Below are 15,318 nucleotides of genomic sequence, written 5' to 3'. Positions count from 1 at the left end.
CGTCGGTCAAAGTGGGCGCAGATGTTACCCAACCACATCATCACTGGCAAGCCGAATTCAGGCGCAAACTTCAGTTACCAGTTTTGCCAGGTCTTCGGCATGGCCGCGAACCTGGGTTTCGTCTTCGCCTTCGACCATGACGCGCACCAGAGGCTCTGTGCCGGACTTGCGCAATAACACACGCCCACGCCCAGCCATTGCCTGGGTCACACGCTCGCAAGCCTCTTTGACTGCCGGGTGCTCGATTGGGTTTTCGCCACCGGCAAAACGCACATTCAGAAGCACTTGCGGGCATTTGCGCAGGGCTTGGCGTGCCTGGGCCAGGCTCTCTTCACGACGACGCAAGGCCAGCAAAACCTGCAACGCGGCGATGATCGCGTCGCCAGTGGTGGTGTGCTGGAAGCAAACAACATGCCCCGAATTCTCCCCACCGACCAGCCAATTACGTTCCAGCAACTCGGCGATCACATAACGGTCACCAACATTGGCACGAATAAAGGGGATACCCAGTTCTGCCAGCGCCAGTTCGAGCCCGAGGTTACTCATCAGGGTACCAACGACACCACCGTGCAGCTTGTTACGCTCATGCAGGTCACGAGCAATGATGAACAGCAGGTCATCACCATCCACGATCATACCGGTGTGATCCACCATCAGGACCCGGTCCCCATCGCCGTCGAAAGCGATGCCCAGGTCTGCGTGCTCGGCCAGGACCGCCGCCTGCAGCTGCTCCATGTGGGTAGAGCCACAATTATCGTTTATGTTCAAGCCATTAGGCTGTGCGGACAGTACCGTGACCTGCGCGCCCAACTCCTTGAAGACGCTCGGCGCTACCTTGTAGGTCGCACCATGGGCGCAATCGACGACGATCTTCAACCCGGCAAAATTGGTACTGCTTGGAACGCTGCTTTTGCAGAATTCGATATAACGCCCGGATGCGTCATTAATACGCGACACCTTGCCTAGCTTGCTGGATTCAACCACCGTCATCGGCGCATCCAGCAACTCTTCGATCATCAGTTCGATCTCGTCAGGCAGCTTGGTGCCCTGCCCGGAAAAGAACTTGATGCCATTGTCATCATGAGGGTTATGAGAGGCACTGATTACAATCCCAGCCTCAGCGTGGAACGTGCGCGTCAGATATGCGATCGCCGGTGTGGGCATAGGCCCCAGCAGCATCACATCGGCTCCGGCGGCCGACAAGCCGGCCTCCAGCGCTGACTCAAACATGTAACCCGAGATACGGGTATCTTTGCCTACCAGGATGCGACAAGCGCCCATGCTGCGGAACGCCATGCCTGCCGCCCAGCCCAGCTTGAGCATGAAATCAGGAGTAATCGGAAATTCGCCGACCCGACCACGAATACCGTCGGTGCCAAAATATTTTTTAGTCATAAGTGCTCCATCATTCTTATTCGGCTGATTCTACAGCAGCGAGCATGCGCACCACATCGACCGTTTCGGCGACATCATGCACACGCAAAATACGTGCGCCCTTGGTCACGGCAAGCGCCGCAAGCGCCAGGCCGCCATACAAACGCTCACCCACCGGGCGATTCAAGGCGAGCCCGATCATGCTCTTGCGCGAGACGCCGACCAACAGCGGGCGACCAAGGGCATGCAGGGCATCCATGTGTTTGAACAGGCTCAAATTGTGCTCCAAGGTCTTGGCGAAGCCAAATCCCGGATCAAGGATGATCTTCTCAGGTGCAATTCCCACAGCCACGCACCGGGCCATCCTGTCAGCAAGAAACTCACTTACTTCGCCGACCAGGTCGTTGTAATGCGGATTATCCTGCATATTGCCGGGCTCACCCAGCATATGCATCAGACAGACAGGCAGGCCGGTCGCTGCGGCGGCATCAAGGGCACCATCACGTCGCAACGAACGTACGTCGTTGATAAGTCCCGCCCCCAGACGAGCAGTTTCGCGCATCACTGCCGGAGTGGAAGTGTCCACCGAGATAATCACATCCAGCTCGCGGGCGATGCGCTCGACAACCGGCGCCACTCGCTCCAACTCTTCCAATGGCGAAACAACACGAGCGCCAGGCCGTGTCGATTCACCACCGACATCAATCAAAGTTGCGCCAGCGGCCACCATCGCCTCGGCGTGGCGCAACGCAGCATCTACCTGGCTGAAACGGCCGCCATCGGAAAAGGAATCAGGGGTTACATTGAGAATGCCCATGACATGTGTATGGGCCAAATCAAGAACCCGGTTGCCGCAAGGCAACCGGGTAGAGGACAACGCAGAAGTCATTTCAAACCTTAATGGTCAGCCGCCGGGCCACCGATTGGGGCTTCAGGGAGTTCATTCTGAACTACGGGCGGGGTGCCCGAGGTACCCGAACCACCTTCCCAGTCACGAGGCTCACGCGGCGTACGGCCAGCCATGATGTCGTCGATCTGATCGGCATCGATGGTCTCATACTTCATCAGCGCATCAGCCATGGCGTCAAGTTTGTCGCGGTTATCAGTCAGGATCTGCTTGGCCGTACCGTAACACTGGTCAATGATGCTGCGAACCTCGGAGTCGATCAGCTTGGCTGTCTCACCCGAGAAGCTTGCGCTCTGACCGCCACCACCACGACCCAGGAACACCTCACCCTCTTCCTCGGCATACATCAAAGGACCCAGTTTTTCCGACAAGCCCCACTTGGTCACCATGTTCCGGGCAATCTGGCTGGCACGCATGATGTCGTTGGACGCGCCGGTGGTCACACCGTCGAAACCAAGGGTCATTTCTTCCGCAATCCGGCCGCCGTACAGCGAACAGATCTGGCTGATCAGTGCCCGCTTGGAGAGACTGTAGCGGTCCTCCTCCGGCAGGAACATGGTCACACCCAGGGCCCGACCGCGCGGGATGATCGACACTTTGTAGACCGGGTCATGCTCAGGCACAACGCGACCGACAATAGCGTGACCCGCCTCGTGATAAGCGGTGTTCTGCTTCTCTTTCTCGGACATGACCATGGATTTGCGCTCGGCGCCCATCATGATTTTGTCTTTGGCCAGCTCGAACTCTTTCATTTCAACAATGCGCTTACCGGTACGGGCAGCGAACAAGGAAGCCTCGTTGACCAGGTTAGCCAGGTCAGCACCGGAGAAACCTGGCGTACCACGGGCAATCACAGCCGGTGCCACGTCGTCACCCATTGGCACTTTGCGCATGTGTACTTTCAGGATCTGCTCACGGCCACGGATATCCGGCAGGCCAACCACGACCTGACGGTCGAAACGGCCCGGACGCAGCAGTGCAGGGTCCAGCACGTCCGGACGGTTGGTTGCGGCGATGACGATAATGCCGTCATTCATCTCGAAACCATCCATCTCGACCAGCAACTGGTTGAGGGTCTGCTCACGCTCATCGTGACCACCACCCATGCCGGCGCCACGATGGCGACCAACGGCATCGATTTCGTCGATAAAGATGATGCACGGCGCGTGCTTCTTGGCCTGCTCGAACATATCGCGAACACGGCTTGCACCCACGCCGACGAACATCTCGACGAAGTCAGAACCGGAAATGGTAAAGAAAGGCACCTTGGCTTCACCGGCAATCGCCTTGGCCAGCAAGGTTTTACCGGTACCCGGAGGACCCACCATCAACACACCGCGAGGAATACGACCACCCAGGCGCTGGAACTTGCCCGGATCGCGCAGGAACTCAACCAGCTCGCCGACTTCTTCCTTGGCCTCGTCGCAACCGGCAACGTCAGCCAGGGTGGTCTTCACCTGATCTTCGGAGAGAAGGCGCGCCTTGCTCTTGCCGAAGCTCATCGGCCCGCCCTTGCCTCCCGCGCCGCCTTGCATCTGGCGCATGAAGAACATGAACACAGCAATAATCACCAGGATCGGGAAGCTGGCTACCAGGAGCTGGGTCCAGATACTCTGCTGCTCCGGCTGCTTGCCTTCCACGACGACCTTGTTATCCACCAGGTCGCCGATCAGCCCATTGTCCTGAATTGCCGGACGAATGGTCTTGAAGCTGTCGCCATCAATGCGCTTACCGGTAATCACGTAGCCATCAACCGCTACGCGCTCGACCTTGCCATCCTTAACTTGCTGGATGAAGTCGGAATAGTTGAGGGTCTGCGGCTCGTTAGGGCTGGAGAAGTTGTTCATCACCGTCACCAGGACAGCCGCGATGATCAACCACAGGATCAGATTCTTTGCCATATCGTTCAATTAACTACCCTCTGAAGCAAGCTCCGCTACTGGCGCGCGCTTCGCATGATATTCACCGGCCTAACTTACTACATTACCTACATCTCTGGCAGGCGCCGTCTGTAACCCTTTGTGAAACTTTGACCACACAATATTCGTAAAGCCTCATGACGAAAGCGATATAAAAAAACCTATCGCCCTCCTCGAAATACTCAAAAACGCTCTTCGCTCGCCGCGCCTTCGACGCCGCGGAAGCCGCGGCACAACAGGTATTGCTCCCTGGACCTGTCCCGGGAGGAGTCCGGCTTACGCGTCTGAACCTTGTCGAACAACTTGCGGATGTTCTTGTGGTACTCGTCGAAACCTTCACCCTGGAACACTTTCACCAGGAAATCACCACCTGGACGCAATACGCGCCCCGCCAGATCCAATGCCAATTCACACAGGAACATGGCTCGCGGCATATCAACAGCCGGTAATCCACTCATATTGGGGGCCATGTCGGAAATCACAAGGTCTACCTGCGAATTTCCTACAGCCTCCAGAATCTCGGCCAGCACCGCGTCCTGGGTAAAATCACCGTGGACGAAGGTGACATCCGGGATGCTGTCCATCTCAAGGATGTCGGAAGCGATCAGTCGACCTTGCCCACCAATCAGACGACTGGTCACTTGGGACCAGCCACCGGGGGCCGCACCAAGGTCGATAACGCTCATGCCCGGACGAATCAACTTGTCCTTGTCCTGGATCTCCAGCAACTTGTAGCTGGCCCGGGAGCGATACCCATCCTTCTGCGCCTTTTTGACGTAAGGATCGTTGAAATGTTCTTGCAGCCACTTAAGGCTAGTTTTGGAACGGGCCACGGGCCACCTCGAAAAATAAAACGGGTCGTGATTAACTGGGCGGTCCCGGACTCGCTCGGGTAAACTGGCCGCCGCTTTTTACAAGATCAGACGCAGGGGTCAGATTATGCCGCTCACTCAAGAGCAGAAGAAACAGTACAAATCCATTGGCCACCATCTGAAACCAGTTCTGATTGTGGCAGACAACGGGTTGACTGAAGGTGTGTTAGCCGAATTTGAACGCGCACTGAACGATCACGAACTGATCAAGATCAAGGTCAATATCCTTGATCGCGAAGCGCGCCTGGCTGCCGTCGCAGAACTGTGCAAGGCGGGCAAGGCGGACCTGGTCCAGGTCATCGGCAAGATGGCGCTGCTGTATCGCAAGAACTTCAGCGTCAACAAGCAACTGTCGAACGTACACCGCTTCAAGTAACAAAAAGGGTCACGGGCGTGCTTCGCGCGCCCTGCCACTCCATCCCGGGACCGGCTGCATCACCAGCACCAGGCCGGAGAACCCTAGCACAAGATAGCTGAACAGCCGCCAGCGCAACGCTTCCGGCAGCCATACATGCACCACGCAAAACATCGCGCACGCATACAGCGCCATCAACAGCAGTTGCCCACGAATATCTCGCCACAGACTCCCCAAGCCTTCAGCCTGGATCAGCACTAACGCCTGAAGCATTACGCACGCCGCCGCAAAACCTACCAGCAGCGCACTCAATAATCCGTCGACCTCGTCGATCAGCAGCGGTGCCAGGCCAATCAGGCCCAGCGCCGGTAACACGCCAATATGTAACAGCCACAGACCGCCGACCCAAAGCATCTGGGAGAGCTGCCAAAGCATGGCGCCCGCACGAAGCGGGCGCCTTTTTTCAGATGTGACGAACTTCGACAATCTCGTACTCGATCACGCCACTCGGCGTCTTCACAGCGACCACGTCGCCCTCTTCCTTGGCAATCAATGCACGAGCGATCGGCGAACCGACGGAGATCTTGCCTTTTTTGAAGTCAGCCTCATCCTCTCCCACGATCTGGTAGGTCACGCTCTCGTCGGTCTCGACGTTGGCGATTTCCACCGTAGTACCGAAGATCACCTTGCCAGTATGTGGGATGGTCGTGACATCGATAATCACCGCATTCTGCATGCGGCCCTCAATGTCACGAATCCGCGCCTCCACCATACCCTGCTGCTCGCGGGCAGCGTGGTATTCGGCGTTTTCCTTCAAGTCACCCAGCTCGCGGGCCGTACCGATGTCCTGGCTCAGCTTTGGACGTACGACCTTGGTGAGATGGGCGTGCTCCTCTTCCAGGGCCTTGGCACCCTGAACGGTCATTGGGTATTTGGTTATGCTCATGCCTTCAATCCCGCATGTAAATCCTGCAAGCGACGCACGGTCTTTTCCGGACCGAACTTGAGCGCTTCGCAGATGGCTTCGCCAGCAGCAATGGTGGTGGTGCAGTAGATCTTGTGCTGCAAGGCATTACGACGAATGGAGTAGGAATCCGCGATCGACTGGCGACCTTCGGTGGTGTTGATGATCAGGGTGACTTCGTCATTCTTGATCATGTCGACCACGTGCGGACGGCCTTCCGTCACCTTGTTCACGCGACGGACTTTCAGGCCGGCAGCTTCGATCAGCTTGGCGGTCCCGGCGGTAGCCACGACTTCAAAGCCCAAGTTGATCAGATCACGGGCAACCCCTGCAACCAGTGGCTTGTCGTCATCACGCACGCTGATAAAAGCAGTACCGCCGGTCGGAAGCACTTCACTGGCCCCCATCTGAGCCTTGGCGAACGCTTCACCGAAGGTATCGCCCACGCCCATCACTTCACCGGTGGACTTCATCTCCGGGCCCAGGATCGGGTCCACACCAGGGAATTTGGCGAATGGGAATACCGCCTCTTTCACGCTGTAGAAGTTTGGAATGATTTCCTTGGTGAAACCGATTTCCTTCAAGGTCTTACCGGCCATCACACGGGCCGCGATCATGGCCAGGGACACACCGATGCACTTGGAAACAAACGGCACGGTACGCGAAGCCCGCGGGTTGACTTCGATGACGTAGATGTCTTCGCCTTGCAGCGCCAACTGTACGTTCATCAGGCCGACCACACCCAGCTCCAGAGCCATTTTCTTGACCTGCTCGCGCATCTCGTCCTGGATATGCGCCGGCAGCGAGTACGGCGGCAGCGAGCATGCGGAGTCACCGGAGTGAACGCCCGCCTGTTCGATATGCTGCATGATTGCGCCGATCACCACGTCGGTACCGTCGCAAACCGCATCCACGTCCATTTCGATAGCGCAGTTGAGGAAGTGGTCCAGCAGCACCGGGCTGTCGTTGGACACTTTCACCGCATCACGCAGGTAACGCTTGAGCTCGTCTTCTTCATAGACGATTTCCATCGCGCGACCGCCCAGCACGTAGGATGGACGCACCACCAGCGGGTAGCCGATCTTGCTGGCCGCACGAATGGCTTCGTCTTCGCTGCGCACGGTGGCATTTGGCGGCTGACGCAGGTTCAGGCGCTCAACCATCTGCTGGAAGCGCTCACGGTCTTCGGCGCGGTCGATGGCATCAGGGCTGGTACCGATGATCGGCACGCCAGCCGCTTCCAGGGCACGCGCCAGCTTCAGCGGAGTTTGGCCGCCGTACTGGACGATCACGCCTTTGGGCTTTTCGACGCGACAGATTTCCAGGACGTCTTCCAGGGTTACCGGTTCGAAATACAGACGGTCGGAAGTGTCGTAGTCAGTGGAAACAGTTTCCGGGTTGCAGTTGACCATGATGGTCTCGTACCCGTCTTCGCGCAGCGCAAGGGCGGCGTGTACACAGCAATAGTCGAACTCGATGCCCTGGCCGATACGGTTCGGACCGCCACCCAGGATGATGATCTTGTCGCGGCCTGTCGGCGCGGCTTCGCACTCTTCCTCATAGGTGGAGTACATGTAGGCCGTGTCGGTGGCGAATTCTGCGGCGCAGGTGTCAACGCGCTTGTAGACCGGGAAGATATCCAGCTTGTGGCGATGAGTACGCAGGTTCTTCTCGGTCACACCCAGCAGCTTGGCCAGACGCTGATCGGAGAAACCTTTGCGCTTGAGGCGGAACATCAAGTCGCGGTCGATAGACGACAGACCCAGCGTCTTGACCTTCTCTTCTTCCTTGATCAGATCTTCGATCTGCACAAGGAACCACGGGTCGATCATGTTCATGCCGAAGATATCTTCGACGCTCAGGCCGGCACGGAAGGCGTCAGCCACATACCAGATACGCTCGGCGCCCGGCACGGTCAGCTCGCGCTTGAGGATGCTCATGCTTTCCGGGTTGCTCAGGTCGAGCTTTTCGTCCAGGCCGCAAACACCGACTTCCAGGCCACGCAGGGCTTTCTGCAGGGACTCCTGGAAAGTGCGACCGATCGCCATGACTTCACCGACAGACTTCATCTGGGTGGTCAGGCGCGCATCAGCCTTGGCGAACTTCTCGAAGGCAAAGCGCGGCAGCTTGGTCACGACGTAGTCGATAGACGGCTCGAAAGACGCCGGCATAGCGCCGCCCGTGATTTCGTTTTGCAGCTCGTCCAGGGTGTAACCGATCGCCAGCTTGGCAGCGATACGCGCAATCGGGAAGCCGGTAGCTTTCGAAGCCAGTGCCGAAGAGCGCGATACACGCGGGTTCATCTCGATCACGACCATGCGACCTGTGTCCGGGCAGATGCCGAACTGAACGTTGGAACCACCGGTTTCAACGCCGATCTCACGCAATACCGCCAACGAGGCGTTGCGCATGATCTGGTATTCCTTGTCCGTCAGGGTCTGCGCCGGAGCAACAGTGATCGAGTCACCGGTGTGCACACCCATCGGGTCGAAGTTTTCGATGGAGCAAACGATGATGCAGTTGTCCTTCTTATCGCGGACAACCTCCATCTCATACTCTTTCCAGCCGATCAGGGACTCGTCGATCAACAGCTCTTTGGTCGGAGACAGGTCCAGGCCACGGGCACAGATTTCTTCGAACTCTTCACGGTTGTAAGCAATGCCACCACCGGTGCCGCCCATGGTGAAGGACGGGCGGATGATGCATGGGAAACCCAGCTTTTCGAGAACCGCGTTGGCCTCTTCCATGCTGTGGGCAATACCGGAGCGCGGGCAGTCAAGACCGATGGACTTCATGGCCTTGTCGAAGCGCGAACGGTCTTCAGCCTTGTCGATGGTGTCGGCATTGGCACCGATCATCTCTACGCCGAACTTCTCCAGGACACCTTCGCGCTCCAGGTCCAGGGCGCAGTTCAACGCCGTCTGGCCACCCATGGTCGGCAGCAGCGCGTCCGGACGCTCTTTCTCGATGATCTTGGCCACGGTCTGCCACTTGATCGGCTCGATGTAGGTAGCATCGGCCATGGCCGGGTCGGTCATGATGGTGGCCGGGTTGGAGTTCACCAGGATGACGCGGTAACCCTCCTCGCGCAGGGCTTTACAGGCCTGGGCGCCGGAGTAGTCGAATTCGCAGGCCTGGCCGATCACGATCGGGCCAGCGCCGAGAATCAGGATGCTTTTTATGTCTGTACGTTTTGGCATGGGTTTGTCACTCAAATCCGCAGGTCAGTCGGCAAGCCGTCTTGAACAATCTTTGAAGAGCCTGCGGGGGCCACCGAAGCTCGGGGCCGCCCACAGGCCAGTCAGTCAGCGTCGCTTGGCCATCTCATTGATGAAACGGTCGAACAGCGGCGCTACGTCGTTCGGGCCCGGGCTGGCTTCAGGGTGGCCCTGGAAGCTGAACGCGCTCTTGTCGGTGCGCTCGATGCCCTGCAGGGAACCGTCGAACAGCGACTTGTGAATGGCGCGCACGTTGCTTGGCAAGGAGGCTTCATCTACCGCAAAACCGTGGTTCTGGCTGGTGATCATCACAATGCCGGTATCCAGATCTTGTACCGGGTGGTTTGCACCATGGTGGCCGTGCCCCATTTTCAGGGTCTTGGCGCCGGAGGCCAGGGCCAGCAACTGGTGGCCCAGGCAGATGCCGAATACCGGGATCTCGGTTTCCAGCACGTCCTTGATGGCCTGGATGGCGTAGTCGCATGGCTCGGGGTCACCCGGGCCATTGGACAGAAACACACCGTCCGGTTGCAGGGCGAGCACTTCGCTGGCCGGGGTCTGTGCCGGCACAACGGTCACGCGGCAGCCGCGCTCGACCAGCATGCGCAGGATGTTGTACTTGACGCCATAGTCGTAGGCGACCACGTGGTAAGGCAACTCGGCAGCATCGATGGTCGCATGGCTGTCAGTCTTCAAATCCCAGACAGTGGAGCGCCACTCGTACTTTTCTTTGACGCTGACGACTTTCGCCAGGTCCATGCCCTTCAGGCCAGGGAAACCTTGTGCTGCGGCAATCGCCGCCTCTTCGGAAATATTGTCACCGACCATGATGCAGCCGTTCTGCGAGCCTTTCTCACGCAGGATGCGCGTCAGGCGGCGCGTGTCGATACCGGCGATCGCCACAACGTTGTTGGCTTTCAGGTAATCGGACAGCGACATCGTGTTACGCCAGTTGCTCGCAACCAGTGGCAGGTCACGAATTACCAGACCTGCTGACCAGACACGATCAGACTCGACGTCTTCCGGTGTTGTCCCGGTGTTGCCGATGTGCGGATAGGTCAGGGTAACGATCTGTTGGGCGTAGGAAGGATCGGTAAGGATTTCCTGATAGCCGGTCATGGCAGTGTTAAACACTACCTCTCCAACGGTTTGACCGTCGGCTCCAATGGCTTCGCCGCGAAAAATGCTGCCATCAGCAAGGGCGAGTATGGCTGGCTTAGTCAAGAAGACCTCCCGTAAATAAAGCCTGAAAGGGCGATCGCAGGTTGTAAAAAAGCGGAGTGACGTATGGACACGTCACCCCGCTTCTTCACTGAATTATTCTGCGCGCTTTTAGTGGACACACTAAAGCTGTAGCTTACAGAAAAAGGCTTTTTTGGTCCACCGCTAATGAGCCTTAAAGGCAGGAGAATGCGACAGGACGTCGCTTAGCGGTTAAAAACGGGGCCTCAGGATAATCCTGGAGCCCCGTTTTAGCTACTGATTAGTGCAGATCCAGCACATCGCGCATGTCGTACAAGCCAGGCTCGCGCCCCTCCAACCAGAGCGCAGCACGCACCGCCCCCTTGGCAAACGTCATGCGACTGGAGGCTTTATGCGTGATCTCCAGGCGTTCACCTTCGGTGGCGAACAGCACTGTGTGATCGCCCACTACATCACCACCGCGCACAGTCGCAAAGCCAATGGTGTCGCGCGCACGCTCACCTGTATGACCTTCGCGCCCGTACACAGCCACTTTCGACAGATCGCGACCCAACGCATCAGCTATAGCTTCACCCATGCGCAGTGCGGTACCGGAAGGCGCGTCGATCTTGTGACGGTGATGGGTCTCGATGATTTCGATATCCGCCTCATCACCCAGCACACGCGCCGCCAGATCCAGCAATTTCAGCGACAGGTTCACACCCACACTGAAGTTGGCGGCAAAGACGATAGGGATGTCCTTGCCCGCCTCCACCAGCAACTGCTTCTGTTCAGCACTCAAGCCCGTCGTGCCAATCACCATCGCCTTGCCCGCCTTGCGGCAAAACGCCAGGTTTTTCAGCATCACATCCGGCAAGGTGAAGTCGATCAATACGTCGAACTCGTCAGCTACCTGCTCAAGACTGCCCGACAATGAAACACCGATGCGCCCCAGAGAGGCTAACTCACCGGCATCCGCACCGATCAACGTGCTGCCCGGGCGAACAATCGCCGCGGTCAGCCCAGAGGCCGGCGAACGCTGCTGCACCGCTTCGACCAGCGTCTTGCCCATGCGCCCGGCAGCGCCCATTACGGCTATACGTCGCATATCACTTCCTTACAGGTCGCCGAAGAAGCGCTTTACGCCATCGAAAAAGCCAGTGGTTTTCGGCGAGTGGGAATCGTCACCTTCCAGCGAACTACGGAACTCTTCGAGCAATTCGCGCTGACGACGCCCCAGGTTAACGGGGGTTTCCACCGCTACGCGGCACATCAGGTCGCCAGCAGCACCACCGCGTACCGGCGCAACGCCTTTACCACGAATGCGGAACTGCTTGCCGGTTTGAGTACCTTCAGGAATCTTGAGCTTAACCCTACCATCAAGGGTCGGAATTTCCAGCTCGCCACCCAAGGCCGCATCGACAAAGCTGATCGGCACTTCGCAGAACAAATGCTTGCCATCGCGCTGGAAGATCGAATGCTCGCGCACATTGATCACCACGTACAGATCGCCCGTCGGACCGCCTTGGGTACCCGCCTCGCCTTCGCCCGACAGGCGAATACGATCACCGGTATCCACACCTGCCGGCACTTTCACCGAGAGCGTCTTGTACTCTTCGACGCGGCCTTCGCCGTGGCAGGAGTCGCACGGATCAGAAATGATCTTGCCCTGACCATGGCAACGCGGGCAGGTTTGCTGCACCGAGAAGAAGCCCTGCTGCATGCGCACCTGACCGATACCACCACAGGTCGGGCAAGTAATCGGCGAGGAACCTTTCTTCGCACCCGAACCGTCGCACGGCTTGCAATTGACCAGCGTCGGTACACGGATATTGACGCTGGTACCGCGCACGGCCTCTTCCAGGTTCAGTTCCAGGGTGTAGCGCAGGTCACTGCCACGCTGGGCACCGCCACGCTGACCACCGCGACCACCACCAAAGAAGTCGCTGAACACGTCGCCAAAAATATCGGAGAAGTTCTGGCCACCAAAACCGGCACCGCCGCCGCCCATGCTCGGGTCGACGCCGGCATGCCCATACTGGTCGTAAGCCGCACGCTTATTGGGATCACACAGGCATTCGTAGGCCTCGTTGGCCTCCTTGAACATCTCTTCGGATTCTTTGTTATCCGGATTACGGTCCGGGTGGTGCTTCATCGCCAGGCGGCGGTAGGCCTTTTTCAGGTCCGCCTCGCTGGCCCCGCGCTCCACACCCAATACTTCGTAATAGTCACGCTTTGCCATAAGTCTTTGCACTCTTAAGGACGTCCGGCCTGGCCCTCCTGAACCCTGCCAAACTCGTTGAGCCCCAATACAGGCCCGGACCCAACTCACGTCAATTCAACGATCCTGGTCATTACTGCTTTCAGCCAGGGACCCGGCCAAAAACGCGGTGATTGTCATTCGGAAAGCAGGAGCATTCCCGGTCACACCGCCAGCATCCGAGCGTTGTCGCATGCTGTAAAAATTCGCATACCCCAGACACGCCAACGCGGGAGCTAGCTCCCGCGCGGCGACATCCTACCAGTCACCGCTTGTCAGCGGTCAACCGGACAACCAACTTACTTGTTGTCTTTAACTTCTTCGAACTCGGCATCGACAACATCATCGTGCTTGGCTTCAGGCTCTGCTTGTTGCGCAGCACCGTCAGCCGGCTGAGCTTGTTCGGCGTACATTTTCTGAGCGACCGGCGCGGAGACTTTCGACAGTTCCTCAACCTTCGCCTCGATGGCAGCCTTGTCGTCGCCCTTGATGGCGGCTTCCAGGGCAACCACTGCTGCTTCGATTGCAGTTTTCTCTTCGGCAGTCACTTTGTCGCCAGCATCAGCGATCATCTTGCGAGTCGAGTGAACCAGCGCATCACCCTGGTTGCGAGCACCGGCCAGCTCTTCGAACTTCTTGTCCGCTTCAGCGTTGGTTTCGGCATCACGGATCATCTGTTGAATTTCTTCATCAGACAGGCCGGAGTTGGCCTTGATAGTGATCTTCTGCTCTTTGCCGGTAGCCTTGTCCTTCGCACCAACGTGCAGGATGCCGTTGGCGTCGATGTCGAAGGTCACTTCGATCTGTGGCACGCCACGTGGTGCTGGCGGAATCTCAGCCAGGTCGAACTTGCCCAGGGACTTGTTCTGGGCGGCTTGCTTACGCTCACCTTGCAGCACGTGAATGGTCACGGCGCCCTGATTGTCATCAGCAGTCGAGAACACTTGGGATTTCTTGGTAGGAATCGTGGTGTTTTTCTCGATCAGCGCAGTCATCACGCCACCCATGGTTTCGATACCCAGGGTCAGCGGGCTTACGTCCAGCAGCAGTACGTCTTTCACGTCACCGGCCAGTACCGCACCCTGGATCGCAGCACCCATGGCAACGGCTTCGTCAGGGTTGACGTCTTTACGTGCTTCTTTGCCGAAGAACTCGGTTACCAGCTTTTGCACCAAAGGCATACGGGTCTGGCCGCCGACCAGGATCACGTCGTTGATCGAGCCAACGTCGATACCGGAGTCTTTCAGCGCGATACGGCAAGGCTCGATAGTGCGCTGAACCAGGTCTTCAACCAGCGCTTCGAGCTTGGAGCGCGAGATCTTCACGTTCAAGTGCTTAGGACCGGTAGCGTCTGCAGTGATGTACGGCAGGTTGACGTCGGTCGACTGAGCGGAAGACAGCTCGATCTTGGCTTTCTCAGCGGCTTCTTTCAGGCGCTGCATGGCCAGCGGGTCACCCTTGAGGTTCATGCCGCTTTCTTTCTTGAATTCATCAACGAGGTAGTCGATCAGACGAATGTCAAAGTCTTCACCACCCAGGAAGGTATCGCCGTTGGTGGCCAACACTTCGAACTGGTGCTCGCCGTCAACTTCAGCGATCTCGATCACGGAAACATCGAAGGTACCGCCACCCAGGTCATAAACGATCACGGTGTGATCGCCCTTGGCCTTGTCCATGCCGTAAGCCAGTGCGGCTGCGGTAGGTTCGTTGATGATGCGTTTTACGTCGAGGCCCGCGATGCGGCCGGCGTCCTTGGTTGCCTGGCGCTGGCTGTCGTTGAAGTAGGCCGGAACGGTGATCACCGCTTCAGTCACAGCTTCACCGAGGTAGTCTTCGGCAGTCTTCTTCATCTTTTTCAAGATTTCAGCCGAGATTTGCGGCGGCGACATTTTCTGGCCGTTTACTTCAACCCAGGCGTCACCGTTGTCGGCCTTGGCGATTTTGTAAGGCACCATCTTGATGTCTTTCTGTACGACTTCTTCGTCGAACTTACGACCGATCAGACGCTTTACCGCGTACAGGGTGTTATGCGGGTTGGTTACAGCCTGGCGCTTGGCCGACTGACCGACGAGGATTTCACCGTCGTTGGCGTAAGCAATGATCGACGGAGTGGTACGTGCGCCTTCGGCGTTTTCGATAACCTTTGCAACGCCGTTTTCCAGCACGGAGACGCAGGAGTTGGTGGTCCCCAGGTCAATACCGATAATTTTGCCCATGATTTACTCTCCCGAAACTTGAATTTTTTTGCCGCAGCAGTGGTGGCTAAC

General features: G+C 57.8%; 12 protein-coding genes. 1 reads left to right on the top strand and 11 read right to left on the bottom strand.

The features are described from left to right. Positions 1-57 precede the first annotated feature (57 nt). The 4 genes from glmM to rlmE form a co-directional block, all read right to left on the bottom strand. Complete coding sequence (glmM, locus tag NMB39_RS04270; protein ID WP_043051840.1) at positions 58-1,395, bottom strand: phosphoglucosamine mutase; 1,338 nt, start codon at positions 1,393-1,395, stop codon at positions 58-60. Positions 1,396-1,411: 16 nt separating this feature from the next. Next, complete coding sequence (folP, locus tag NMB39_RS04265; RefSeq protein WP_057025022.1) at positions 1,412-2,263, bottom strand: dihydropteroate synthase; 852 nt, start codon at positions 2,261-2,263, stop codon at positions 1,412-1,414. A gap of 8 nt (positions 2,264-2,271) precedes the next feature. After that, entirely contained in the window at positions 2,272-4,182 is a 1,911-nt protein-coding gene (ftsH, locus tag NMB39_RS04260; RefSeq protein WP_046069552.1) for an ATP-dependent zinc metalloprotease FtsH, read from the bottom strand. A 200-nt stretch (positions 4,183-4,382) separates the two neighbouring features. Further along, a complete protein-coding gene (rlmE, locus tag NMB39_RS04255; protein ID WP_034117848.1) occupies positions 4,383-5,033 on the bottom strand; it encodes a 23S rRNA (uridine(2552)-2'-O)-methyltransferase RlmE in 651 nt (216 codons plus the stop codon). A gap of 106 nt (positions 5,034-5,139) precedes the next feature. Between rlmE and yhbY the strand changes: the two genes are divergently transcribed. Continuing rightward, positions 5,140-5,448 carry a ribosome assembly RNA-binding protein YhbY gene (gene yhbY / locus NMB39_RS04250; RefSeq protein ID WP_043048386.1) on the top strand — a complete coding sequence of 103 codons (309 nt, stop codon included), beginning with the start codon at positions 5,140-5,142 and terminating at the stop codon, positions 5,446-5,448. Between the two features lie 9 nt (positions 5,449-5,457). Here the strand turns inward: yhbY and NMB39_RS04245 are convergent, their stop codons facing one another. The 7 genes from NMB39_RS04245 to dnaK all read right to left on the bottom strand — a co-directional run bounded on the left by NMB39_RS04245 (position 5,458) and on the right by dnaK (position 15,267). Further along, positions 5,458-5,862: an MFS transporter gene (locus NMB39_RS04245; RefSeq protein WP_198719407.1), complete on the bottom strand. Its 405-nt coding sequence runs from the start codon at positions 5,860-5,862 to the stop codon at positions 5,458-5,460. A 28-nt stretch (positions 5,863-5,890) separates the two neighbouring features. Next, the gene (gene greA, locus NMB39_RS04240; RefSeq protein ID WP_043048492.1) at positions 5,891-6,367 is read right to left on the bottom strand and encodes a transcription elongation factor GreA; all 477 of its coding nucleotides are present in this window, start codon (positions 6,365-6,367) and stop codon (positions 5,891-5,893) included. A 2-nt stretch (positions 6,368-6,369) separates the two neighbouring features. Beyond that, on the bottom strand, positions 6,370-9,591 hold the full coding sequence (carB, locus tag NMB39_RS04235; protein ID WP_494339604.1) for a carbamoyl-phosphate synthase large subunit: 3,222 nt from the start codon (positions 9,589-9,591) through the stop codon (positions 6,370-6,372). Between the two features lie 105 nt (positions 9,592-9,696). After that, positions 9,697-10,833 (bottom strand): glutamine-hydrolyzing carbamoyl-phosphate synthase small subunit, encoded by a 1,137-nt coding sequence (gene carA / locus NMB39_RS04230; RefSeq protein WP_464006266.1) that lies wholly within the window; start codon positions 10,831-10,833, stop codon positions 9,697-9,699. 259 nt (positions 10,834-11,092) lie between these two features. Continuing rightward, positions 11,093-11,899, bottom strand: coding sequence for a 4-hydroxy-tetrahydrodipicolinate reductase (gene dapB, locus NMB39_RS04225; protein ID WP_057012770.1), 807 nt, complete (start codon positions 11,897-11,899; stop codon positions 11,093-11,095). 9 nt (positions 11,900-11,908) lie between these two features. Further along, positions 11,909-13,033, bottom strand: a complete 1,125-nt coding sequence (dnaJ, locus tag NMB39_RS04220) for a molecular chaperone DnaJ (RefSeq protein ID WP_056845708.1) — start codon at positions 13,031-13,033, stop codon at positions 11,909-11,911. 317 nt (positions 13,034-13,350) lie between these two features. Beyond that, complete coding sequence (dnaK, locus tag NMB39_RS04215; RefSeq protein WP_046069556.1) at positions 13,351-15,267, bottom strand: molecular chaperone DnaK; 1,917 nt, start codon at positions 15,265-15,267, stop codon at positions 13,351-13,353. Between the last annotated feature and the right edge of the window lie 51 nt (positions 15,268-15,318).

This window comes from Pseudomonas sp. FBCC-B545 (assembly GCF_059134095.1).
Note: the sequence above shows the minus strand (reverse complement) of the source record. Positions and strands in the feature narration are given on the sequence as shown.

Excerpts from the sequence above, each read along its gene's own strand:
- dnaJ (WP_056845708.1), bottom strand. The coding sequence starts at position 13,033 with ATGGCAAAGCGTGACTATTACGAAGTATTGGGTGTGGAGCGCGGGGCC.
- carB (WP_494339604.1), bottom strand. The coding sequence starts at position 9,591 with ATGCCAAAACGTACAGACATAAAAAGCATCCTGATTCTCGGCGCTGGC.
- yhbY (WP_043048386.1), top strand. The coding sequence starts at position 5,140 with ATGCCGCTCACTCAAGAGCAGAAGAAACAGTACAAATCCATTGGCCAC.
- folP (WP_057025022.1), bottom strand. The coding sequence starts at position 2,263 with ATGACTTCTGCGTTGTCCTCTACCCGGTTGCCTTGCGGCAACCGGGTT.
- ftsH (WP_046069552.1), bottom strand. The coding sequence starts at position 4,182 with ATGGCAAAGAATCTGATCCTGTGGTTGATCATCGCGGCTGTCCTGGTG.
- glmM (WP_043051840.1), bottom strand. The coding sequence starts at position 1,395 with ATGACTAAAAAATATTTTGGCACCGACGGTATTCGTGGTCGGGTCGGC.
- NMB39_RS04245 (WP_198719407.1), bottom strand. The coding sequence starts at position 5,862 with ATGCTTTGGCAGCTCTCCCAGATGCTTTGGGTCGGCGGTCTGTGGCTG.
- dnaK (WP_046069556.1), bottom strand. The coding sequence starts at position 15,267 with ATGGGCAAAATTATCGGTATTGACCTGGGGACCACCAACTCCTGCGTC.
- dapB (WP_057012770.1), bottom strand. The coding sequence starts at position 11,899 with ATGCGACGTATAGCCGTAATGGGCGCTGCCGGGCGCATGGGCAAGACG.